This is a genomic window from Cohaesibacter marisflavi, assembly GCF_900115225.1.
GTDB classification, from domain to species: Bacteria; Pseudomonadota; Alphaproteobacteria; order Rhizobiales; family Cohaesibacteraceae; genus Cohaesibacter; species Cohaesibacter marisflavi.
In genome coordinates this window covers 53,882-76,254 of sequence record NZ_FOVR01000010.1, presented here as the reverse complement: position 1 = coordinate 76,254, position 22,373 = coordinate 53,882, and the positions used below count along the sequence as shown (strand labels likewise).

General features: G+C 55.0%; 15 protein-coding genes. 5 read left to right on the top strand and 10 right to left on the bottom strand.

The features are described 5' to 3' along the window. Positions 1-536: 536 nt before the first annotated feature. From BM258_RS16755 to BM258_RS16740, 4 genes are all read left to right on the top strand, one after another. Positions 537-1,817, top strand: coding sequence for a chloride channel protein (locus BM258_RS16755; protein ID WP_244544740.1), 1,281 nt, complete (start codon positions 537-539; stop codon positions 1,815-1,817). 208 nt (positions 1,818-2,025) lie between these two features. Beyond that, positions 2,026-3,654: a chloride channel protein gene (locus tag BM258_RS16750; RefSeq protein ID WP_090074243.1), complete on the top strand. Its 1,629-nt coding sequence runs from the start codon at positions 2,026-2,028 to the stop codon at positions 3,652-3,654. Between the two features lie 401 nt (positions 3,655-4,055). Beyond that, positions 4,056-6,395: an ATP-dependent helicase gene (locus BM258_RS16745; protein ID WP_244544750.1), complete on the top strand. Its 2,340-nt coding sequence runs from the start codon at positions 4,056-4,058 to the stop codon at positions 6,393-6,395. A 39-nt stretch (positions 6,396-6,434) separates the two neighbouring features. Continuing rightward, on the top strand, positions 6,435-7,337 hold the full coding sequence (locus BM258_RS16740) for a 50S ribosomal protein L11 methyltransferase (protein ID WP_280141784.1): 903 nt from the start codon (positions 6,435-6,437) through the stop codon (positions 7,335-7,337). A 170-nt stretch (positions 7,338-7,507) separates the two neighbouring features. Here the strand turns inward: BM258_RS16740 and BM258_RS24965 are convergent, their stop codons facing one another. Both BM258_RS24965 and BM258_RS24960 read right to left on the bottom strand, forming a co-directional pair. Continuing rightward, positions 7,508-7,636 carry a hypothetical protein gene (locus BM258_RS24965; RefSeq protein WP_280141782.1) on the bottom strand — a complete coding sequence of 43 codons (129 nt, stop codon included), beginning with the start codon at positions 7,634-7,636 and terminating at the stop codon, positions 7,508-7,510. A 347-nt stretch (positions 7,637-7,983) separates the two neighbouring features. After that, positions 7,984-8,118, bottom strand: a complete 135-nt coding sequence (locus tag BM258_RS24960) for a hypothetical protein (RefSeq protein WP_280141781.1) — start codon at positions 8,116-8,118, stop codon at positions 7,984-7,986. Positions 8,119-8,420: 302 nt separating this feature from the next. Between BM258_RS24960 and BM258_RS16735 the strand changes: the two genes are divergently transcribed. Then, positions 8,421-10,241 (top strand): aminopeptidase P family protein, encoded by a 1,821-nt coding sequence (locus tag BM258_RS16735; RefSeq protein ID WP_090074237.1) that lies wholly within the window; start codon positions 8,421-8,423, stop codon positions 10,239-10,241. A 103-nt stretch (positions 10,242-10,344) separates the two neighbouring features. Here BM258_RS16735 and ligA read toward each other — a convergent pair whose 3' ends face one another. The 8 genes from ligA to BM258_RS16695 form a co-directional block, all read right to left on the bottom strand. After that, positions 10,345-12,465, bottom strand: a complete 2,121-nt coding sequence (gene ligA / locus BM258_RS16730) for an NAD-dependent DNA ligase LigA (RefSeq protein WP_244544739.1) — start codon at positions 12,463-12,465, stop codon at positions 10,345-10,347. A 3-nt stretch (positions 12,466-12,468) separates the two neighbouring features. Next, entirely contained in the window at positions 12,469-14,148 is a 1,680-nt protein-coding gene (gene recN / locus BM258_RS16725) for a DNA repair protein RecN (protein WP_090074235.1), read from the bottom strand. 170 nt (positions 14,149-14,318) lie between these two features. Continuing rightward, on the bottom strand, positions 14,319-15,137 hold the full coding sequence (locus BM258_RS16720; protein WP_090074233.1) for an outer membrane protein assembly factor BamD: 819 nt from the start codon (positions 15,135-15,137) through the stop codon (positions 14,319-14,321). Between the two features lie 372 nt (positions 15,138-15,509). Then, the gene (lpxC, locus tag BM258_RS16715) at positions 15,510-16,475 is read right to left on the bottom strand and encodes a UDP-3-O-acyl-N-acetylglucosamine deacetylase (RefSeq protein WP_244544738.1); all 966 of its coding nucleotides are present in this window, start codon (positions 16,473-16,475) and stop codon (positions 15,510-15,512) included. Positions 16,476-16,771: 296 nt separating this feature from the next. Beyond that, a complete protein-coding gene (gene ftsZ, locus BM258_RS16710; RefSeq protein WP_090074231.1) occupies positions 16,772-18,667 on the bottom strand; it encodes a cell division protein FtsZ in 1,896 nt (631 codons plus the stop codon). A gap of 201 nt (positions 18,668-18,868) precedes the next feature. Further along, entirely contained in the window at positions 18,869-20,188 is a 1,320-nt protein-coding gene (gene ftsA, locus BM258_RS16705) for a cell division protein FtsA (RefSeq protein WP_090074230.1), read from the bottom strand. Beyond that, a complete protein-coding gene (locus BM258_RS16700; RefSeq protein ID WP_175528127.1) occupies positions 20,185-21,117 on the bottom strand; it encodes a cell division protein FtsQ/DivIB in 933 nt (310 codons plus the stop codon). Before BM258_RS16700 ends, ftsA begins: the two co-directional genes overlap by 4 nt. Continuing rightward, complete coding sequence (locus tag BM258_RS16695) at positions 21,105-22,028, bottom strand: D-alanine--D-alanine ligase (protein WP_090074225.1); 924 nt, start codon at positions 22,026-22,028, stop codon at positions 21,105-21,107. Before BM258_RS16695 ends, BM258_RS16700 begins: the two co-directional genes overlap by 13 nt. Positions 22,029-22,373: the final 345 nt, after the last annotated feature.

Sequence of the window (22,373 nt, the reverse complement as noted above, 5' to 3'; positions counted from 1 at the left end):
GGATAGATTGGCTTTGAGCTTTTTGATCCAATTACGCACACTCACGCGCAAATTGCCAGACCGAGCCCCTGAATTCGCACAGCCAGACGCCCACCGGAGAAAGGGCGATAAATTTTTTCAGCATTGTATCGCATCATGGCTTGAAATCTGGCCTCATCGTCCCATGCATAGCTCCTCTTTCGATTCCGCTCTTCTGCCCCCATTTAACGAATGATATGAGATTGTCATACCAGCGAAAACATTGTTTTCGCGGGGTCTTTTTTGCGTTGATCAGCGCTCATAATCCTTCGAATGGTAGCCTAAAGCCAACGTGATACATGGTCACTCTCTGTTGACCCGCTTGCGGCCTTTGCTATTGTTGGACCATTGAAGCCGGTTTCCTTCTTTTCAAAGGAGGCAGCCGGAATGAGAATTCGCTTTGATTATCGCATTTCAAACACTCATTTCCACGAGCAAAACCAAAAAGCCAGCCTAGAACCATGAACAACCGATTTCACCTGCATCTTCCGCATGGCAAGCGTGTCAGAGCCCAACGCATGATCTGGCAAAGACGGATCATTTTCGGACTGGGCGGTATTATGGTTGGCCTCGCCGCAGTGGTGTTGGCCATGGGTGCCGATTCCAGCCAGGATCTTTATCGTCAACTGATCGAAGCCTACCCCTATGCAGGCCTTTTCGTAACACCGCTCGGCTTTGGTGCCATTGTCTGGGCCACCAACCGGTATTTCCCCGGAACGCAAGGGTCCGGTATCCCGCAAGCCATCGCAGCCCGACGCCTCAAGCGCCCGACAAGCCGTGCCCGACTCGTCGGCATCCGTTCGGCCGTGGGCAAGGTCATCATGACATTGCTCGGTTTGATGATCGGGGCATCGACTGGCCGTGAGGGCCCCACCGTTCAGGTTGGCGCAGCTGTCATGTTCCTGACAGGCCGCATCGCTCCCAAACGCCAAGTCGGCCTCATCCTCGCCGGTGCTGCAGCCGGTATTGCTGGTGCTTTCAACACACCTCTGGCAGGGATCGTTTTTGCCATTGAGGAAATGAGCCGCTCTTTCGAGATGCGCACCAGTGGCATGATCCTGGGCACGGTGATTCTCGCCGGTCTCACATCCATGGCTATTTTCGGCAACTACACCTATTTTGGCACCTCCCACGATCTGCTGCAATTCGGCTGGGGCTGGATAGCGGTTCCCATCGTGGGCGTAATTGGCGGATTGGCCGGCGGCTTTTTCTCCAAGATTCTGGTGCTGTTTACCTATGGCCTGCCCGGCACTGTCGGCAAAATCATCAAAGCCCATCCGGTTCCCTTCGCAATCCTGTGCGGCCTGTTTGTTGCCCTTGCCGGTCTTTATACCGATGGCGCGGTCAACGGTTCGGGCTATGAAGCAGCCCGCGATGTGCTGCATGGCGAAACCGATCTGCGCCTTGAATATGCACCGCTCAAACTGCTGGCCACCATCGCCTCATCCATCAGCGGCCTGCCGGGCGGCATTTTCTCCCCGTCCTTGTCAGTCGGAGCCGGCCTCGGAGCTGACCTTGCAGGCTTCTTCCCCAAGGTTCCCGTCGGCGCCATCGTGCTTTTGGGCATGGTGTCTTACTTCACCGGCGTGGTGCAGGCCCCCATCACCTCATTCGTCATCGTCATGGAAATGACCGATAACCACCAGATGATGCTGCCGCTCATGGCCTGCGCCCTGATCGCCAATGCCGCTTCCAAGGTCTTCTGCAAGGAAGGGGTCTATCACCTGCAATCGGGCAAGTTCTACGATTTTGCCCGCCAGCGCGATTCGGAGCAGGCACCTCCCGCCCCCAAGAGCTAGCCTTGGCACACGCTCATCTGCGCAAATGACAGACATAAAAACCCAAAAGCCGCCCCACAAGGCGGCTTTTTGCTTTTCCCCCTATTCTGCCGAAGGTTAGGCTTGACGTTTGAGGCAAAAATTTCAAAGCTTTGCAATGAAAACGGGGTGAAACCGATCAACGGCTCCTCTCCCTTTACAGCGGCTCAGCGACAAGAGTTTGCCGACCATGATCAGGACCAACCCGATCAAACTGATACGAAGCTGGATAGAACCGAACTGGTCGATCTATATTTCGACCCAGCAGCCCAAGCTTTGGCTTTTTTCCATTCTGATCGGATTTATGGTCTCTCTGGCCGCCATTCTGTTTCGGCTCGGCATTGGCGGCGTGCAATGGTTCTGGCTGGGCACAAGCGCAGAGAATGTCATTGCGGCTCTGCGAGAGGCTCCATCCTGGCTTGTGGTTGCAGCTCCCACCCTTGGCGGCGTCTTTGTTGGAGCCTTTCTGCAATATGTCCACCCCATCAAACGCGCTGAAGGCGTGGCCGATGTCATCGAAGCGCGAGCGCGCGGCGGCAGAGGGCTACGCTTCTGGCAAGCGCTGGATAGCGCAACGGTGACCATCATCTCCCTTGGGGCTGGCGCAAGTGCAGGCCGCGAAGGCCCCATCGTGCATCTGGGCGCCAGTCTGGCCAGATCTCTTGGCCGTAGGCTCGCCATACCGGCTGCATCACAAAGAGTGCTGCTCGCCTGCGGAGTGGCCAGTGCAGTTTCGGCCTCGTTCAACGCGCCCATCGCAGGGGTGCTCTTTGCCCATGAGGTCATTCTGGGCCACTATGCCATGTCCGCCTTCGTGCCCATCGTGTTGGCGTCTGCGGTAGGCACCACATTCTCGCGCCTCTTTTTTGGCGATGTAGCCTCTTTCATCATCCCCGACTACCAGATCACCTCTTACTGGGAGCTGCCGTCCTTTGCCCTTCTGGGCATCGTCTGCGCCATTGTTGCGGTGCTGTTCCAAACCTCGTTGCTCGGCACAGACTGGATCGCGCGCCACATCAAGATGCCGCTCATATACCGCCCGATCATTGGCGGCTTTCTCGTTGGCCTTATTGCTCTGGCTTTTCCTGAGGTGCTGGGCGTTGGCTATGAAGCGACCGACCTTGCGCTCAAGCAACAGCTTCCCCTGACGATGCTGCTCTCGCTCATTGTCGCCAAAGCACTGGCAACATCCATAACACTGGCCTCGCGCTTTGGCGGCGGCATCTTCTCGCCCTCGCTTTATATCGGCGCCATGGTCGGAGGCACCTTCGGCCTCATAGCGCAACCCTTGCTGCCCGAAATAGCCTCCACTCATGGCCTTTATGCGCTACTGGGCATGGGGGCCGTGGCTTCGGCCATGCTCGGCGCGCCCATATCCACGACCATGATCGTCTTTGAATTGACCGGCGGTTATGCACTCTCTATCGCCCTCTTGGTGACGGTCTCCATCTCCAACGGCCTCGCCGTGGCGCTCAGCGGGCGCTCCTATTTCCACTGGCAACTGGGCATGCGCGGCATCTTCCTGCATGAAGGCTCCCATCGCTATGTCGTGAAAAACACCACGATTGCGGACTTTTACACTCCCCTAGCGGCAGACATTCCCATTGAAGACACCGTACTTGAGCATAATATGGAACCGATCAAGCTGCAGGACACACTGGAACTGGCGCTCAAGAAATTTGATGACAATGGCGGCAGCAATCTCGCCGTGCTTGATCCGGACAATCCGGGCCGTATTCTGGGCTGGGCCCGGCAGGTGGATGCCCTTCGCCATTTCAACGCCGTGTTGATCAACACACAGGTCGAAGAACATCGCTAGAGGGCCAAGGCCTTTCAATCGCCTGCCTTCCGATAGAGAGAAGAAAACAGCCATCCGGGCAGTCGGAAGCGATCTGGGGCGAAAAGATCACCAAAAGGGCAAATTTGCCCCTGACAAACCACATTTGTTGCTATAATGTTCTTGTTTGGATTCGATGCATGGATCCCTTCTTGCGCTTTTGCCCTTTGCAAACCAGAAGCAAGGCCATTAAACAATCCAAACCCAGAGCTATTCACACACGATCCGAGCCGGTCTTGAATATGAATAGCGTTTGAACCAATGCATGAGCGCACGAGCCGATCAAAGCCATCGATCAGCGCTCTTAAAACCGAACACAGTTGGACCCGGTAGCCTCTATGTCTGATCTTTTTGCACCATCGCCAATCTCTCCGCATAACGAGATGCAGGAGGAAGATCAGGAAGGCATACGCGCCAAGCTGGCCCGCATGCACCCCACGCCTTATCTGAACGGGCTCAACCCCGAACAGCGTGATGCAGTGGAAAGCCTTGACGGACCTTTGCTGGTCTTGGCTGGTGCAGGCACAGGCAAGACCCGCGTGTTGACCACCCGCATTGGTCACATTCTAGCCACCCGCCGCGCCACTCCCTGGCAGATCCTGTCGGTGACCTTCACCAACAAAGCTGCCCGCGAGATGAAGGAGCGTATCGGCTCACTCATTGGCGGCTCGGTGGAAGGCATGCAGTGGCTGGGCACATTCCACTCCATCGGCGTCAAGATCCTGCGTCGCCATGCCGAATTGGTCGGCCTCAAGTCCAATTTCACGATCCTTGATGCGGACGATCAGCTCCGCCTGCTCAAGCAGCTCATTCAGGCCAATGCCATTGAAGAAAAGCGCTGGCCTGCACGCCAGTTGGCAACCCTGATCGATAGCTGGAAAAACCGCGGTCTTTCACCTGATCAGGTGCCGCAGGATGAAGCCTTCCTGTTTGCGCAAGGCAAGGGCATCGCCCTTTACAAAGCCTATCAGGATCGCCTGAAAATTCTCAATGCCTGCGACTTTGGCGATCTGCTGCTCGAATGCATCCGCCTGTTCCGCGAGAATCCTGACGTGCTGGCGGCCTATCATCAGAAATTCCGCTATATTCTGGTGGACGAGTATCAAGACACCAACGTGGCGCAATATCTCTGGCTGCGTCTGCTGGCCCAATCGAGCCACAATATCTGCTGTGTGGGCGACGATGACCAGTCGATCTATGGCTGGCGCGGCGCCGAAGTGGACAATATCCTGCGTTTTGAAGAGGATTTCCCCGGCGCCAAGGTCATCCGCCTTGAGCGCAACTACCGCTCCACGGCTCATATTCTGGCAGCAGCCTCCCATCTCATCACCTACAATGCCGGACGGCTTGGCAAGACCTTGCATCCGCAAATCGAGGATGATGAAGCAGAGAAGGTCACCGTTGCGTCTATCTGGGATTCCGAAGAGGAAGCCCGCACCATTGGCGACCAGATCGAATCCTACCAGCGCAACGGGCATGAACTGAATGACATGGCCATTCTGGTGCGCGCGTCCTTCCAGATGCGCGAATTTGAAGACCGCTTTATCACCATGGGGCTCAATTATCGCGTCATCGGCGGCCCTCGCTTCTATGAACGGGCAGAAATTCGCGATGCATTGGCCTATTTCCGAGCCATGGTACAGCCTGCGGACGATCTGGCCTTCGAGCGCATTGTCAACACTCCGCGCCGGGGTTTGGGCAATGCGACAGTCCAGCAGATCCACAATCTGGCGCGCGCCGAGGAAATTCCGCTGATGGAAGCGGCAACCGAGATTGTCGATTCAGAGGAATTGAAGCCCAAGCCACGCAATTCGCTGAAAAGCCTTCTGGGCCAGTTCAATCACTGGCGCACCATGCTTGCCACAATGAAGCATACAGAACTCGCCGAAATCATCCTTGATGAATCCGGCTACACGGAAATGTGGCAGAAGGACAAATCACCAGACGCACCGGGCCGCCTTGAAAACCTCAAGGAATTGATCCGTTCCATGGAGGAGTTCGACTCCCTACCCAGCTTCCTTGAACATATCGCGCTGGTCATGGATCGGGATTCCGCCGAGACCAACGATGCCGTCTCGATCATGACCCTGCATTCGGCCAAAGGGCTGGAATTTGACACCGTCTTCCTGCCCGGTTGGGAAGAAGGCCTGTTCCCCCACCAGCGCGCGCTGGATGAATCCGGCACCAAGGGGCTGGAAGAAGAGCGCCGCCTTGCCTATGTGGGCATCACGCGGGCCAAGAAGCGGGCCAAGATCTATGTTGCCTCAAACCGGCGCATTCACGGCCTTTGGCAAAATTCCATTCCATCGCGTTTCCTTGATGAACTTCCCTCCAAACATGTGGAGATAGAGGAAAGCCAGTCTACCTATGGCGGTTATGGCGCATCCGGTGTGGGCGGCTCCATCTATGGCAAGAGCCGGTTTGACACATCCGATCCCTTCGAGAATAGCTATGACACGCCGGGCTGGAAACGGGCACAGGCCAACAAGGCCAGCAGGGGCAAGTCGTCCACGCCCAAGGCCAAACGGGCCACCACGACAATCGAAGGCGAACTGGTCGCAAAGAGTGTTTCCGATAGCCCGTCCAAATTCGCCATTGGCGAACGGGTGTTCCATCTCAAATTCGGCTATGGAGAAATCAAGTCCATAGAAGGCAACAAGCTGACGATCCAGTTCCAGACGGGCCAAAAGCGCGTCCTTGACAGTTTCGTGGAGAAACATTGATCCTTCCCGCTTGCCTTTAAGGCTTCGAAGGTCTATCGACTGTCCAGATCAGCTTTACAAGAGGAAACCATGGCCCATTATCTTTATGCCGAAGGCTCTGCAAAAGACATTCAGGCTGCCGCCAAGCATCTTGAAGTCATCTTCGAAGAGGACGGCTTTGCCATCTCGAATTTCGAAATTGATGAGGATAATGGCATCTGGGCCCTCTCCCTCTACCCTTCAGAAGAGGCAATCAAGGACGCACACAAAAAGGCGCTCTCAGAGCTGGCTGGCCTCAACATCGCGCTTCCGCTCGCGGTGGAAGATCTGGGAGACGTTGACTGGGTGTCAAAGAGCCTTGAAGGCCTTGTGCCGGTCGAAGCTGGCCGCTTCATTATCCACGGTTCCCACGACAAGGGCATGGATACGCATGGGCGCATTCCGGTGCAGATCAATGCGGGTCAGGCTTTTGGCACCGGCCATCACGGCACAACGGCAGGCTGCCTGAAAGTACTGAGCGACGAGCTACGCCGCACGCATCCGCTACGCATTCTCGATCTGGGCACAGGCTCGGCCGTACTGGCCATCGGGCTCGCCAAGATGTTGAAACAGGAAATTGTGGCAACGGATATCGACCCGGTTTCGATCGAAACGGCCAAGGACAATATCCGCATCAACGAAGTGCATCCCTTTGTCACCACAGCGGTGGCCGCAGGCTTCAGTCATCCGGTTTTCAAGGAAAAAGGGCCATTTGATCTGATCGTAGCCAACATTCTGGCCGGGCCACTGTGCAAAATGGCGCCAGATCTGGCAAACAATCTCGCCCTTGGCGGACGTGTCATCCTCTCCGGCCTGCTGCCGCATCAGCGCGCGCGCGTTCTTGCAGCCTATCGCCTGCAAGGCTTCCGGCATATCAGAACAGTCAAAGAAGATGGTTGGCTTGTTCTGGTCCTCGAGAGATAAGCAGAGATCCATCAGGATCGACCAGTTTTCCTGCTTTGTTGCATCTGAAAGCCATTTGCTTTCCGGGCATCCGCCCGGAAGCTCCTCTCAGAGCCAGGCATATAAAGGCCACATGCCTCATATATGCGGGGGTACCCTTGAGCTTCCCTTGAAGGGGAAGTTCAAGGATCTTATTTGTCGTTGTCGTCGCGAGCAGATACAGAATTTTCGAAGTCAGCGGAGTAAAGTTCGATGTAAGAACGAGCTTCAGCTTCACGGGCTGCGATCAGGCGTTCAAAAGCGTTGCTAAGAATGGACATTTGGTTTTCCTTTCGATCTTCGGTCAATTTTTTGACCGCTTCCTTATACCAAAGTTATATAGCAGACTGCCTTGGAAACAAAAATACACAGTTTCTCAAGTCAGCCACACTAATTCTGCATAGCAATCTATCCAGCTATGTCATTCACATTCACGCATCTTTAGGGATAAGGCGATCAGGCCACTAAAATGAGAGAGCATAAATAAAAAAAGCGGGCCTAAGCCCGCTTGTTTTAGTGGAGTTTGTTTTTGGACGGCTTTGCTCCTCCCGTCCGGACGCTTCTCTGGATGTCTGCCTGATCGGCAATTTGTCTTCACGCTTAAATCATCCAGGAAGCCTCACGGCGATTAGCCGCGAGGATCGTTGGTCATGTCGATGATAGAGTCGAGGCCACGGTCAGACATATATTCGTCTACAAAACGCTGAGCCTGCTCTTCACGAGCCGTGATAACTTTTTCAAGAGCGCGGTTAAAGAAGTTCATGATAATAACCTTTCTTCTGTATGGTGATTGTCTGTTTGACTTACATCATGGAATATGGGCTATCCCCCTCCATTCAAAAAGACCCAATAACTCAAAACAGCGATGCGCAATATGCATAACGAAAATTTTAGATAGTCCATTTTCGCAAATATTCAGTTTTTATGCATGATAAAAACTTCCCTCTCGCAGGCCTTACCGCCCTTGCTCGACCTGCTGAAATTTGGCACTGTGAAGGCGAAAATCCTTGTCTATACAGGGAGCGGACCCGAAGTCCCAACCCCGCATCTCTCAGGAAAATCAATATGTTTCAAGATTTTAGTGATACGGCAAACCCTGATCAGGGACGCCTCCGCATCCCTTTGTTGCGCGAGCAGCTCAAGACACAGGGCCTTGATGGCTTCATCATGTCCCGCGCGGACGAGTTCGGCGGCGAAAACATGGCCCCGTATGCAGAACGCCTTGAGTGGCTAACTGGTTTCACAGGATCTGCCGGGAGTGCTGTCATCCTAGAAAAATCCGCCGCCATCTTTGTGGACGGTCGTTATACCCTGCAAGTGCAAGATCAGGTTGATACCAAGCTGCTGACGCCTGTCGCTATTTTGGAAAAGTCGGTCTCCCAGTGGCTTTCCGGAACACTGGAAGGTGGAGAAACCATCGGCTTTGACCCTTGGCTCTACACCCAGAGTGCAGTCGATCGGTTCCGCAAGACATGCGAAGAAAAGGGAGCAACCCTTGTTGTCTGCGAGACCAACCCGGTGGATGCGATATGGACGGACCACCCGATCCGCCCGCAAAACCCCATTGTGCCCCACCCAATGGAGCTGGCAGGCGAACCCTCGGAAGACAAGCTTGGCAAGATCGCCAAAGGCTTCGCCTCCAAGGCTCACGCCACCTTCATCACGCAGGGCGACAGCATCGCCTGGCTGTTCAACATCCGTGGTAGTGACGTGGCTTGCGCGCCTCTGCCCCTTGCCTTCGCCATCGTGCGCGCGGATGCCACAGCCTATCTCTTCACGGACCTTGCCAAGCTGCCCGATGAAACCCGCGCTCATTTGCCCACTCAAGTCACCATCGCACCGTTTGAGGATCTGCCAGCCATCATCGCTGCGTTATCCGGCCCTGACAAAAGCTGGATGCTGGACGAAACCATTGTTCCCTTTGCGATCAAGACGATGATCGAGGATGCAGGCTCCCCCATCATCAAGGCAGCCGACCCATGCCTCAAGCCCAAGGCCATCAAGAATGCCGCAGAGCTGGAAGGCATGCGCAAAGCCCATCATCGCGATGGTCTGGCCATGTGCCAGTTCCTGCACTGGCTGGACACCATGGCGCCGACCGATACTCTGGACGAAATCGCAGCCACAAAGGCTCTGGAAGAGTTCCGGGCATCCACCGGGTGCCTCAAGGACATTTCCTTTGACACAATCGCCGGAGCCGGCCCCAACGGGGCAATCGTGCACTATCGGGTAACGGAGGCGACCAACCGCAAGTTCGATCAGAATTCGCTATTCCTCGTTGATTCCGGCGGGCAATATCCTGATGGCACCACGGACATCACCCGCACCATCGCCATCGGCACACCAGATGCGGAAATGAAGGATCGCTTCACCCGCGTTCTCAAAGGCATGATTGCCTTGACGCTGGCCCGCTTCCCTGCCGATACCAAGGGCATTCAGCTGGACACTCTAGCCCGCCAGCCACTCTGGGAGGTTGGTCTCGACTATGCCCACGGCACAGGCCATGGCGTAGGCTCCTATCTCTGCTGTCATGAAGGCCCGCAAAGCATTTCCAAGCGCGGTGGCGTGGCGCTGGAAGAAGGCAACGTGCTTTCAAACGAGCCGGGCTATTACAAGACCGGAGCGTGGGGTATCCGGATTGAAAACCTGATCACCGTCACCAAGGCTGAAACCATCGCAGGAGGAGAGCTTCCGATTCATGGCTTTGAAACCCTCACGCTCTGCCCCATCGATCAGCGCCTGATTGATGTGTCTCTGCTTGACGAGAGAGAAATCGGCTGGCTCAATGACTATCACGAGCAGGTTTTTGCTGAATTGTCAGCCGAACTCCCCGAGGATGTCCGCGCGTGGCTGGCGCAGGCCACAAAGCCGATCCACGCAGCCTAAGACACGCCTTAAAGACGGACGCTAATAAAAAAGAAAAAGCCAGCCTCTTGATGAAGAGGCTGGCTTTTTCATTCGATCCAATCATGGCAGGCCGCAGAGGGGACTAGCCCTCAATCAGTGCGATCCACTCATCTTCCGTCATGATGGTGATCTCAAGCTCCTGTGCCTTCTTCAGCTTGGAGCCTGCGCCCGGCCCAGCCACCAGAATATCGGTCTTTTTGGAAACCGAGCCAGACACCTTGGCACCGAGGCTTTCGGCCTGATTTTTTGCTTCGGTTCGGGAAAGCCGTTCAAGGCTGCCGGTAAAGACCACCGTCTTGCCGGAAACGGAACTGTCGGTTTGTACCGCTTCGGCTTCCTGCGGCGTCACCTCTTGCAAGAGCGCATCAATGACTTCTTCATTATGTTCTTCATTGAAGAATTCCACGATGCTGCGCGCCACAATCGCCCCGATCCCGTCGATACCGAGGAGGTCCTGCCAAGCATCACTGTTCGCGTCGCCAGCCGCCTTCATGGCCTCTCTCAAAGCTGCGAAGCTGCCATAATAACGCCCAAGCAGCTTGGCTGTCGTCTCACCTACATGGCGGATACCCAGCGCAAAGATGAACCGATGCAACTCTACATCGCGACGCTCATCAATGGCTGCAAACAGGTTTCGCGCCGAGGTCGGCCCCCAGCCATCCATATCACGCAGCCGTTCACCACGGCCCTTCTGTGCATCCATCTCGCTAAGATGGAAGATATCGGCTGCATTGCGTATCATGCCCTGCTCGAAGAAGGCCGTGACCTGTTTTTCACCCAGACCATCAATATCCATGGCATTGCGCGAAACAAAATGCTTGAGCTGCTCCACCGCCTGCGCTCGACAGACAAGACCGCCCGTGCAGCGACGAATAGCATCCAGCTCGCCATTTTCCTTCTTTTCGCGTACCGCATGAGAGCCACAGACAGGACAGACAGTGGGGAACACATAAGCCTCGCCGCGCTCTGAATTCTCGTCCAGTACCGGCCCGAGAATCTGCGGGATGACATCCCCTGCCCGCTGCACGGTGACTATATCGCCCACCCGCACATCCTTGCGGACAATCTCATCCTCGTTATGCAACGTCGCGTTGGAAACGACCACACCGCCCACGGTTACCGGCTCCAGTTTGGCAACCGGCGTCAGAGCGCCCGTACGGCCCACCTGAATGTCGATCTCGAGCAAGCGGGTGATTGCCTTTTCGGCAGGAAACTTGTGCGCAATGGCCCAGCGAGGCGCCCGCGAAACAAAGCCCAGCCGCCCCTGAAGATCAAGCCGGTCCACCTTGTAGACCACCCCGTCGATATCATAATCAAGGGCCGACCGCTGAGCTTCGATGGCATGATAATGCTCGATCAGGCCCTCGATGCTGTCATGGCGTTGCATCAATGGGTTGACGGTGAAGCCCCATGAGCCGATCCGCTGCACGGCCTCATATTGGGTCTCGGCCAAGGGCTCGCTCACTTCCCCCCAGGCATAGGCAAAGAAGGCCAGATTGCGCGAGCGCGTAATCTCGGCGTCGAGCTGGCGCAGAGAACCGGCCGCCGCGTTGCGCGGGTTGGCAAAGGTCTTGCCGCCGCTTTCGGCCTGTCGCTCATTCAGCGCCAGAAATTCCGACCGCGGGAAATAAACCTCGCCCCGCACTTCCACCACGTCAGGAATGTTATCACCCTTGAGGCGATTGGGTATGGAGGCAATGGTCTTGATATTGGCCGTAATGTCTTCGCCCACAGTGCCATCGCCACGGGTGACACCGTAGACCAGTTCGCCATTTTCATAGCGAATGGATGCAGACAGCCCATCAATCTTCGGCTCTGCCGTGATCGACAGCGCAGCCTCACGCCCAAGGCCCAGAAAGCGCCGCACGCGGGCACCAAACTCGGAGACATCCTCATCGCTGAAAGCATTATCCAGCGACAGCATCGGCACGACGTGCGTGATCTTGGCAAATTTTTCAGAAGGAGCAGCCCCGACGCGGAAGGTCGGGCTGTCTTCCCGGCGCAACGTGGGGAAACGCAGCTCAAGGGCGCTGTTGCGCCTGCGCAGAGCATCATATTGCCCATCGGTCAGAACCGGCGCGTCTTCGCGGTGATAGAGCCTATCGGCCTCGGCAATTTCTTCGGCGAGGTAGGTAAGCTCCGCCTTCGCCTCGTCGGCCTCCAATTGATCAACCGGCTTCTCGCGCAAACTAATCCGATCCACGCCTTATGCTCCTGTTGTCTTACCGGAAATGAGATGCCGCGCCGCAGCCCGTGCCTCATCCGATATCACTTCGCCAGCCAACATGCGGGCAATCTCTTCTTCCCGATGGTCCCCATCGATCACCGTCACGCCCGTCGCCACGCGATCTTCGCCTTTGACGGCATTCTTGGCAATGCGCATGTGGGCGTTGGCTCGCGAGGCCACCTGCGGCGCGTGGGTGACCGAGAGCACCTGAACATTCTCTGCCAACCGCGCAAGGCGCCGCCCAATGGCATCTGCCACAGCACCACCAACGCCTGTATCAATTTCGTCAAAGACCAGCGTCGGGGCCGACCCCTTGTCCGCCATAGCCACCTTCAAGGCCAATAGAAAGCGCGACAGTTCACCGCCGGACGCAACTTTCATCATCGGGCCAGGATGTGTCCCCGGGTTGGTCTGCACCCAGAATTCGATCTGGTCGATGCCCTCTTCGCTGCGTGCCTCAGCGTCGCTTGTCTGGTTGACAAGGAACTGGGCTGTTTCAAGCTTCAGGGATGGCAGCTCTACCATCACCTTCTTGATCAGATCCTTGGCGACTTTGGCCCGCTTGCGGCTCAGAGACTCTGCAGCCTTGTCATAAGATGCCTTGGTCTCGGACGCTGCTGCATGCAGCGCAACAAGCCGCTCCTCGCCATGGTCCAGCGCATCCAACTCGGAACGCATCCGATCGAGCAGGCCAACCAGTTCATCGCCGGTCACCTTGTGCTTGCGGCAGAGAGCACGCAAAGCAAACAACCGTTCTTCGATCTGCTCCAACTCACGTGGATCAAAATCGGTCTGACGCTGCGCCTCTTCAAGACTGCTGCGAGCGTCTTCCAGTTCATTCAGGGCGATTGTCAGATGAGACAAGGTAGGTTCTAGCAAGCCCGGCATCTGCTCGGTCTTGCGCTCCAACCTGCGCATCATGCTGGCAAGCGATGGGATGGGCGAGCCATTCCCGTCCAGAACCTCATAAGCCTCATTAAGATCGGTCGCAATTTTCTCCGACTGCATCATCGTGGTGCGCTTGGCAGCAAGCTCTTCTTCTTCACCTTCAATGGGATTGAAGCTTCCCAGCTCTTCAACAGACGCGGTCAGATAGTCCGCTTCCTTGCGGGCTTCTTCGATGGTCTTTTCCAGGGTGGCCAGATCGTGCTCTGCCTTGCGCCAAGCCTTATAGCGCTTGCGTACGCCCTCAAGCTCGCTCTGCAAGCTGCCGAAGGCATCCAGCAGCACCCGATGCTCTGACGCATCCACCAGGGCACGATCGTCATGCTGGCCATGGATTTCGACGAGCCCTTCGCCAACCCTGCGCAGCATCCCCGCGCTGACCGGCTGATCATTCACATAAGCGCGGGTTCTGCCGTCAGCATTCTGAACGCGACGCAGGATGAGATCGCCATCATGATCAAGCCCCTGCTCTTCCAGAAAGGCAAACACAGGATGGCTGGGCGCAATGTCAAACATGGCCACGATCTGCCCCTGCTTCTGACCGGCGCGCACCAAGCTGCCATCTCCACGCCCGCCAAGAGCCAGCGAGAGGGAATCCAGCAAGATCGACTTACCAGCACCGGTCTCCCCGGTCAAAACGGTCATACCGTCACCGAATTCAAGATCCAGTCGATCAATCAGAACAATATCGCGAATTGAAAGCGAGGCGAGCATGGTTTCCTCATAAGAGCAGACAGCATCAGGCAATCGCAAAGCTGACTCGATTTGCGCGCCATGCTATGCCAATTGCCTCATCAAAAGCAATCGGGCAATGCATGGTTGACATGAACAAAACATGATCATTTCAACAGGAATATAGACAGCAAGGCAGGAATAGCCAGCCCTTAGCCCAGAATTTTGGCCATCCAGGAACCTTTGTTGATCTCAGGTTCATAGCCATCCTTGTTCAGCATGTTGTAGGACATCTTGTACCACTTGCTATCAGGATAGTTATGGCCCAGAACGGCAACGGCGGTTTGTGCCTCATGGGTAATTCCAAGAGCAAGATAGGCTTCAGCCAGACGCATCAGGGCTTCTTCCACCTGACGCGTTGTCTGATAATCCGTCACAACAACCTTGAACCGGTTGATGGCTGCAATATATTCCTTGCGCTCTAGATAATAACGGCCAACCTGCATTTCCTTACCGGCCAGTTGATCCATGGTCACACGAACTTTGCGGCGCGCATCGCTGGTATATTCAGAATCAGGATAGTTCTGAATCAGTTCGTTCATTGCCTGCAGGGCTTTTTTGGTCGTGTCCTGATCGCGGGTCACGTCCGGAATCTGATTGAAATAGGATTGGCCAATCAGATAGTAGGCATATGGCACATCTTCGTCGCCGGGAAACAGCGTGATAAAGCGCTTGGCCGAAGAGATACATTCGGTATATTGACCGCTTTTATATTGAGAATAGGCATTCAGGATCATCGAACGGCGTGCATAGTTTGAATAGGGATGCTGACGATCCAACTCATCAAACTTCTTCTTCGCTTCCTTGCGATCGCCATTTTCCATCGCGAGGAGCCCTTCGGCATAGAGTTTCTCTGCAGGAACTTCCTCAAAGGCCAGATCCGATGGATCCTTGCTGGCGCATGCGCCCAAACCGGACAATGCAATGAGAGCGAGCCCGAACCAGATCCGTTTCGCGAAAAGAAAATCCATCGATACTACTATCCTTTAACTGGAACAAATCTCTATCGGCACTCACTGCCTGATTGCCCCGAACAACCAGCTCTACTCTGATCACAGAGCAGCACTTTACGATATGATCAGCAAAGCCAAACCGTTCATCCAATCAGCGAACCGGTTTAACCTAGTTGAATTCCCTGTCTTAACAATAAAGCGCGCGTCCTTACCATCACAGAAATCACAATTGGGGAAAAATTGTGTCTGAATGCCAATTGCCTACCCAAATCTACACAGCAAACATGCCAATGCAAGCAAATCCGCGATCAATCAAATAATCAGGCCCAACGCAGACACAAAAAAGGGTGACCACCGCCACCCTGTTTCTCATCCATCATACATGGCGACCTAGTTGGTTTCTGGCCCCAATGCGATCCGCACAGACGCGGCGTCTACGGCAGAGCCAACGCGAGCTGCATTGCGAAGGGCTGGCACGGCTTCTACCCACTCCCAATTGCTGTCATCCGCGAACAAGGCTTCAAGCATGTTGAAGTTGAGTTTGTGGCCGCCTTTGAAGGAGCGATAATGCGCCAACAACGGAGCACCAGCCAGCGACAGATCGCCAACCGCATCCAGTGTCTTGTGACGGACGAATTCGTCTTTATAGCGCAGACCGTCCGGATTGACGATTTTCTGTTCATCATTGATGACAACGGAATTCTCAAGGGAAGAGCCCAGCGCATAACCAGCCGCCCAAAGGCGTTCGACATCAGACATGAAGCCAAAGGTACGGGCAAGGCTGATATCGCGCTTGAAGACATCCGGCGTCATCTCATCATCGAAATGCTGTACACCGATAGCGTCGCTCTCGAAGTCGATGGTCACGTCAAAGCGCTGTCCTTCGTAAGGCAGAAGCTCTCCAACAGAATCACCATTCTGCACACGAACCGGCTTGAGCACACGAATGTAGCGACGCGAAAAAGGCAGCTCTTTCAAGCCCACCTGATCAATCGCATCGATATAGGCCCGCGCGCTACCGTCCATGACGGGCACTTCGTCGCCATCAATCTCGACCATCACATTATCAACACCATACCCGCGGAATGCCGCCATGAGATGTTCGATGGTCGCTACCATGCCCTTTTCGGGATGACCTACGATGGTGCAAAGTCTTGTGTCGATGACAGAAGAATAGTCCCCCTTGATCTCAAACTCGGTCTTCTTTTCGCGATCAACGCGAAGGAAGGTTATGCCAGAGTTTGCGTCAGCAGGATGCAAGATCATTTCGACAGGTTTGCCGCTATGCACACCGACACCGGAAACCACAACGCGTTCTTTCAAAGTGGTTTGCTTGGCGTTTAGCAGTTTGGCCATTTATATTGCCCCTAATCGTATCCATCTTATTGCCAGATTTGGCGGCTACTGTGCGCTCTTGCGCTTCGCCCGCCCGGCAAATACCGGTACGCTTTGCTTTTATTTCGATGTCAACATAACTTGGCAGGGTTCCGTTTACCAAATCACGCTTTCTTACCCATTGTTACGCTTAACGCACAGGGAAGGCGCAATTTCCTCCACTTTAATAAATCTCAATATTACATATACTTAAGGCCGACACCCTGAAGGTATCGGCCTTTTGATCAATTCACAATTCCTGTCTTTGTAACAAAGTGTTACCGAGACTGGCGGCGCAGAAATGCAGGAATTTCAACCTGGTCTTCTTCGCTGATTCTCGGAGCCTGCTGGCCCTGATTTGGAACAGCGCGACCCTGTGCATCCAGCTGGCCCTGCTGCGGCTGATAACCGGCATTCGGCATCGGACGCTGCTGCTGTGGCCGAGGGGCAAACTCATTCAGCGGTGAACCGGATGCTGGCATGCCCTGCCCTGAAGACATCGGAGCCTGAGGCGCTGCAGGAGCGCTCATGCGCGGCATGACAGGCGCTTCAGGCGCATGCATCTGCTGCTGGGGAGCTTGCTGTTGAGGAGCCATACGTGCTTGCTGTGGCGCCTGCTGCTGAGCGGGCTGAGCATGATGACCTTCATGGTAATGCTCTCCGTCCAGCTCGTCTTCGCGACGACCAAGACCAACAGCCGCCAGACGCTTCAGAAGGCTCATCGGACGATTGTCATCGTCATGATGCTCGATGCCTTCTTCACGGTTGCGCAGGGCTGCCAGTTCGCGCTGGATCATTGGAGGCAGTTCGTCGACATTTGGCATTGGACGATGCAGATTTTCAGGCACCTCAGCTGCCGGCGGAATGAAAGGCGTTGCAGCATCCACGGTTTCTTCAACCACAGCCTTGGGCGCATCAAATTCTTCTTCGATAACCGGATCACGTGCAGCTTCCGGCTTGAAAGGAGCAATGGAAACAGCTGGGTCCTGCTCGGAAGGACGCGCGTAAGACTGTTCATGCATCTCGAACTCGGTTGACAGCATTTCCGGCTTCTGTGCCTCAGGAGCAGACAATGCTTCAACCGGCTGTTCCTCGTACTGCTGTTCTTCCTGCTGGGCCGCTTCGAACTGAGCCGGATTATTTGCCGTGCGCAACCGATCTGAGAGTTCTTTCATGCGCTGGTCAGCAGGCACAACCGTCTCGGTCAGGAGCTGGTCGATGCCGGTGGCAACGACGGATACGCGGATCATGCCTTCCATATTCTCGTCGAACGTCGCACCAAGAATAATGTTGGCGTCTTCGTCCACTTCTTCACGAATACGGGTTGCAGCTTCGTCCACTTCAAACAGAGTGAGATCCTTGCCACCAGTGATGGAGATCAACAGGCCCTGTGCCCCTTTCATGGAGATATCGTCCAGAAGCGGGTTGGCAATCGCAGCTTCGGCAGCAGCCAATGCACGGCCTTCGCCAGAGGCTTCGCCGGTTCCCATCATCGCTTTGCCCATTGCACGCATGACCGAGCGCACATCAGCGAAATCGAGGTTGATGAGACCTTCCTTGACCATCAAATCGGTAATGCAGGCAACACCGGAATAAAGCACTTCGTCGGCCATGGAGAAGGCATCGGCGAAGGTCGTTTTCTCGTTTGCAATACGGAACAGATTCTGGTTCGGAATGACGATCAGTGTATCGACATTTTTCTGAAGATCCTCGATGCCACTCTCTGCGAGACGCATACGGCGCTGACCTTCGAAATGGAACGGCTTGGTAACCACACCTACCGTAAGTATACCCTGCTCGCGAGCAGCGCGTGCGATCACAGGAGCAGCACCGGTACCAGTACCACCGCCCATGCCGGCAGTGATGAAGACCATGTGCGAACCGTCAAGGTGGTCGTTGATTTCATCGATCACTTCTTCGGCAGCAGCGCGTCCGACTTCGGGCTGTGATCCAGCGCCGAGCCCTTCGGTTACGGCCACGCCCATCTGAACGAGACGTTCAGCCCTGGAAAGGCTCAAAGCCTGCGCATCCGTATTGGCCACCACGAAATCGACGCCCATCAAACCGGTGTCAATCATGTTGTTTACTGCGTTACCGCCAGCACCACCGACACCGAAGACCGTGATTCTCGGTTTCAATTCGGTAATATCGGGCATCTTCAAATTGATGGTCATAGTACCCTCATCTCACTGCATGGATCGAATTGCTACCGATCTCAATCCGTCAAACTGTGGAGCAACGCATTCCCATACTGCTCCAATTACTTGTCTTTTTCTCTCAAGCGAGGCAGTCAGACGAATCATTCATCCAATATACCTCAACCCCTTGATTCCGATCAACGATTCACGCGTGTTTCACGCAACTATCCATCGAAATCAGAAACTCTCCTTCAACCACTGCCCCATTCGGGACAGATAGCCGTCGGTTCCGGTCAGTTTTGGTTTGACCGGTACTTTTTCAAATTGCTCGATCTGGGCAACCTGCGGATAAATCATCAGGCCAACTGCTGTAGCGAAAGCGGGCCCCTTGCCAATATCGGGCAAACCGGCCACGCCAAGTGGTCGGCCAAGCCTTACGTTGCGTCCCATGACACGTCTTGCGGTCTCCGCCATGCCCGTAAGCTGGCTTCCCCCGCCGGTCAGCACCACGCGCCGTCCGACATGACCGGAGAAACCGGATGCTTCGATCCGATCCCGAACGACTTCCAGAATTTCTTCAACACGCGGCTTGATAATGCGCGTGAGGGATGCCTTGGGCACCTGATTGAGCAAATCGCGGTCATCATCGCCAACCGGCGGCACCGCAACCAGCTCCTGATCATCAGACAGGGACAGAAGCGCACTGCCATAAAGGGTCTTGATCCGCTCTGCGTCGGCCAACCGAGTTGAAAGGCCGCGCGCCAGATCCATGGTGACGTGATGCCCCCCCATCGCCACGGCGTCCGAATGCACGAACTGCCCGTTGACGAAAATCGAAATCGACGTGGTTCCGCCACCCAGATCGACACAGGCGACCCCGAGCTCGGATTCATCATCGACGAGGCAGGAAAGCCCCGAGGCATAAGGCGTTGCCACCATGGCCGCCACATCCAGATGACAGCGATTGATGCAAAGCTCCAGATTCTTCAGCGGCGCTGTTTGCGCAGTTACCACATGCATATCGACGGCCAGATCATCTCCGACCATGCCACGCGGGTCATGAATACCCTTGCCACCATCCAGCGAGTAGCCAATCGGCATGGAGTGAACCACCGTGCGGTCGATCGTCAGCAGATGGCTGGCACCGGCCTGCAACACTCGGCGGATATCAACCTCGTCAACCTCATGTCCGCTGAGAGACACCGAAGCACTCAACGTATCGCTCTTGATGCGCCCACAGGACACATTGACCACCAGAGACTGCACCGTCATGTCAGCCTGCGTTTCAGCAGCACCAACGGCCAGACGAATAGAATTCTCGGCCTGATCAAGATCCACAACAACACCGGACTTGATACCACGGGCCTGATGCAATCCGAACCCGAGCACCTGAACGGTATGGGTGCGATGCGGCAGAGCCTCGCTCTGCGGACGCGGCACGAGCCGCGCAATCATGCAGCAAATCTTGGTCGAGCCAACATCAAGGATCGTCACGATCTGCGAGCGTTTGTGAATGAGACCACGGGCATCACGTTTACCCCAGGAAGAACCCATCATGTTTCCACCTCTTGAGGTATATCTGCGCCCAGCGTTCTAAGCGTTGCGCGCCTTTTGGCTGCAGCATCCTTGCTCATGCGAACAAAGGTCCTGTCTGCAAGCCGCATATCCACAGTTGTAATATCCTTGCGGGAAAGCGCGCCTTTTTCATCAAAGGCCAGCAGCTTGTCCAGTGCATCAACCACACCGACTTCAGGCAGTTTGGCCTGCACGCCATTCTTGAAATACAGATCCCAGCGGCGTTCGGAAACATAGACCACGGCCCGTGTCTTGCGCGCGATAGAGGGGAACTGCGCCAATAGCTCGAACATGGACGCAGCCTGACGCTGCGCACCATGGCCGACAACCAGAGGCAGTTTGGCAAATTCCGGCGTGATGTGATCGGTCAGCACAGAGCCATCATAAGAAATGACAGACACAAATTCCCCGCGCTGCCACAGGGCAAAAGGCTTCTGCTCGCGAATAACCACCTGCAGCTTGTTCGGATAGAGTTTCTGGACTGTCGCTTCTTCGATCCAGCTCATGCTCTCAAGTTTCTTGCGGGCATCATAAGCATTAAAGGTTAGAAGAGAGCTGTCTTCGTTGATGCCGAGCACGCGCAGGATATCTGTCTCGGAGACTTCCTTCTGTCCGGAAATCAATACGGCTTCGACTTTGAGACCGAAGACAGAAGACGCCTTTTCCAGCGTTGTCTGGTTCTCACCACCAATCGAGGCGCCATAAAGGATAGTGATACCAAGAAAGCCAACGGACAAGCCCCAGCCGAAACCACGCGGTATCCATGCCTCTGCGAGAGGAATGATCCGGCGGTATAGCGGCAGACGACGCTGCTCGTAGGCATAGGCGCGCGGATCAAGCGCAGCTTTCTTGCTGCGTTTGCCTGCACCGGCCTTCTTGCTATCCTTTGCTTTGCCCTTTATCGGTCGCACGAAGCGTCCTCCACCATCCAACTAACCAGTTGTTCGAATTCAATGCCCGCATGTCTTGCCATATCGGGAACCAATGAGGTCGGCGTCATGCCCGGCTGGGTATTCACCTCCAGACAGATCAGGTCGCCATCCTCTCCGGCAGTCTCGTCAAAGCGGAAATCAGCGCGGGAGATTCCCTTGCAGCCGAGTGCTTGATGAGCCTTTATGGTTAACGATTGAATATATTGGTAAATATTCGGTTTAAGATCTGCCGGTAAAATATGGGTTGAGCCACCCGGTGCATATTTTGCATCAAAGTCATAGAAGGTATCGTTGTTGGAAACGATATCGATGATATCGAGGGCCTTGTCGCCCATTGCGGCGCAGGTAAGCTCACGTCCAGCCACATAGCGTTCCACCATGACGATGTCGCCATAGGGCCAATCTGCCGAATAGAGCTCTTGCGGCGAGTGCTGCTGGTCTGCTGTGACGATCAGCACGCCAAAGCTGGATCCTTCATTCACAGGCTTGATAACATAGGGTGGCGGCAATACATGCGCCTTGGCTGCTTCCAGCCTGTGAACCACGCGGGATTCAGCCACCGGGATGCCCGCAGCCTGCATGATTTCCTTGGCTTTTTCCTTATTCATGGCAAGGGAAGACGCCAGCACACCGCTGTGTGTATAGGGAATTCCGAGAAATTCAAGCACGCCCTGAATGCATCCATCCTCGCCAAACGGGCCATGCAAGGCATTGAAGGCGACGTCCGGTTTCAGCTCTGACAAAACAGTGGATATGTCTCTTTGCACATCAACACGCGTCACCTTGTATCCGGATGCTTCCAGTGCATCTGCACAATCCTTACCAGAACTCAGCGACACAGGACGCTCGGAGGACCAGCCTCCCATCAACACTGCTACATGCTTTGTCATTAACCACACCTTTCCTACCAGAATGAAAGCCTAAAGGGCCGTATTTACTCTGGTTTGGACCCTTGCATGACAGCGAGGCCAAAGCTTGGCACTCTTGCAGGTCATGCAATTTGCACTTGATCCATCTATTTATGGTTAAAAATTCCTAACAAATGATAAGCGGAAATCACTTATTTGTTTCTGGCAGACGCAAAGCGGAGCGCGAGACGCGTAAATTCGCATTTTGAAAGGGCAGGAATCCGCTCAGCGCAGGCAATTTCCGGGGGGAAATGTTAACAAAGTTATTCCCCCGCAGCGTCCATAAAAAGAGCGCTCTCTCAGTCAGATTTTTTGTGCAAAAGAACA

What these genes read in the sequence shown, in the direction of transcription:
- BM258_RS16755 (WP_244544740.1), top strand. Translation starts at nt 537, where the DNA reads ATGATCTGGCAAAGACGGATCATTTTCGGACTGGGCGGTATTATGGTT.
- BM258_RS16750 (WP_090074243.1), top strand. Translation starts at nt 2,026, where the DNA reads ATGATCAGGACCAACCCGATCAAACTGATACGAAGCTGGATAGAACCG.
- BM258_RS16745 (WP_244544750.1), top strand. Translation starts at nt 4,056, where the DNA reads ATGCAGGAGGAAGATCAGGAAGGCATACGCGCCAAGCTGGCCCGCATG.
- BM258_RS24965 (WP_280141782.1), bottom strand. Translation starts at nt 7,636, where the DNA reads ATGTCCATTCTTAGCAACGCTTTTGAACGCCTGATCGCAGCCCGTGAA.
- BM258_RS24960 (WP_280141781.1), bottom strand. Translation starts at nt 8,118, where the DNA reads ATGAACTTCTTTAACCGCGCTCTTGAAAAAGTTATCACGGCTCGTGAA.
- BM258_RS16735 (WP_090074237.1), top strand. Translation starts at nt 8,421, where the DNA reads ATGTTTCAAGATTTTAGTGATACGGCAAACCCTGATCAGGGACGCCTC.
- recN (WP_090074235.1), bottom strand. Translation starts at nt 14,148, where the DNA reads ATGCTCGCCTCGCTTTCAATTCGCGATATTGTTCTGATTGATCGACTG.
- BM258_RS16720 (WP_090074233.1), bottom strand. Translation starts at nt 15,137, where the DNA reads ATGGATTTTCTTTTCGCGAAACGGATCTGGTTCGGGCTCGCTCTCATT.
- lpxC (WP_244544738.1), bottom strand. Translation starts at nt 16,475, where the DNA reads ATGGCCAAACTGCTAAACGCCAAGCAAACCACTTTGAAAGAACGCGTT.
- ftsZ (WP_090074231.1), bottom strand. Translation starts at nt 18,667, where the DNA reads ATGACCATCAATTTGAAGATGCCCGATATTACCGAATTGAAACCGAGA.
- ftsA (WP_090074230.1), bottom strand. Translation starts at nt 20,188, where the DNA reads ATGATGGGTTCTTCCTGGGGTAAACGTGATGCCCGTGGTCTCATTCAC.
- BM258_RS16695 (WP_090074225.1), bottom strand. Translation starts at nt 22,028, where the DNA reads ATGACAAAGCATGTAGCAGTGTTGATGGGAGGCTGGTCCTCCGAGCGT.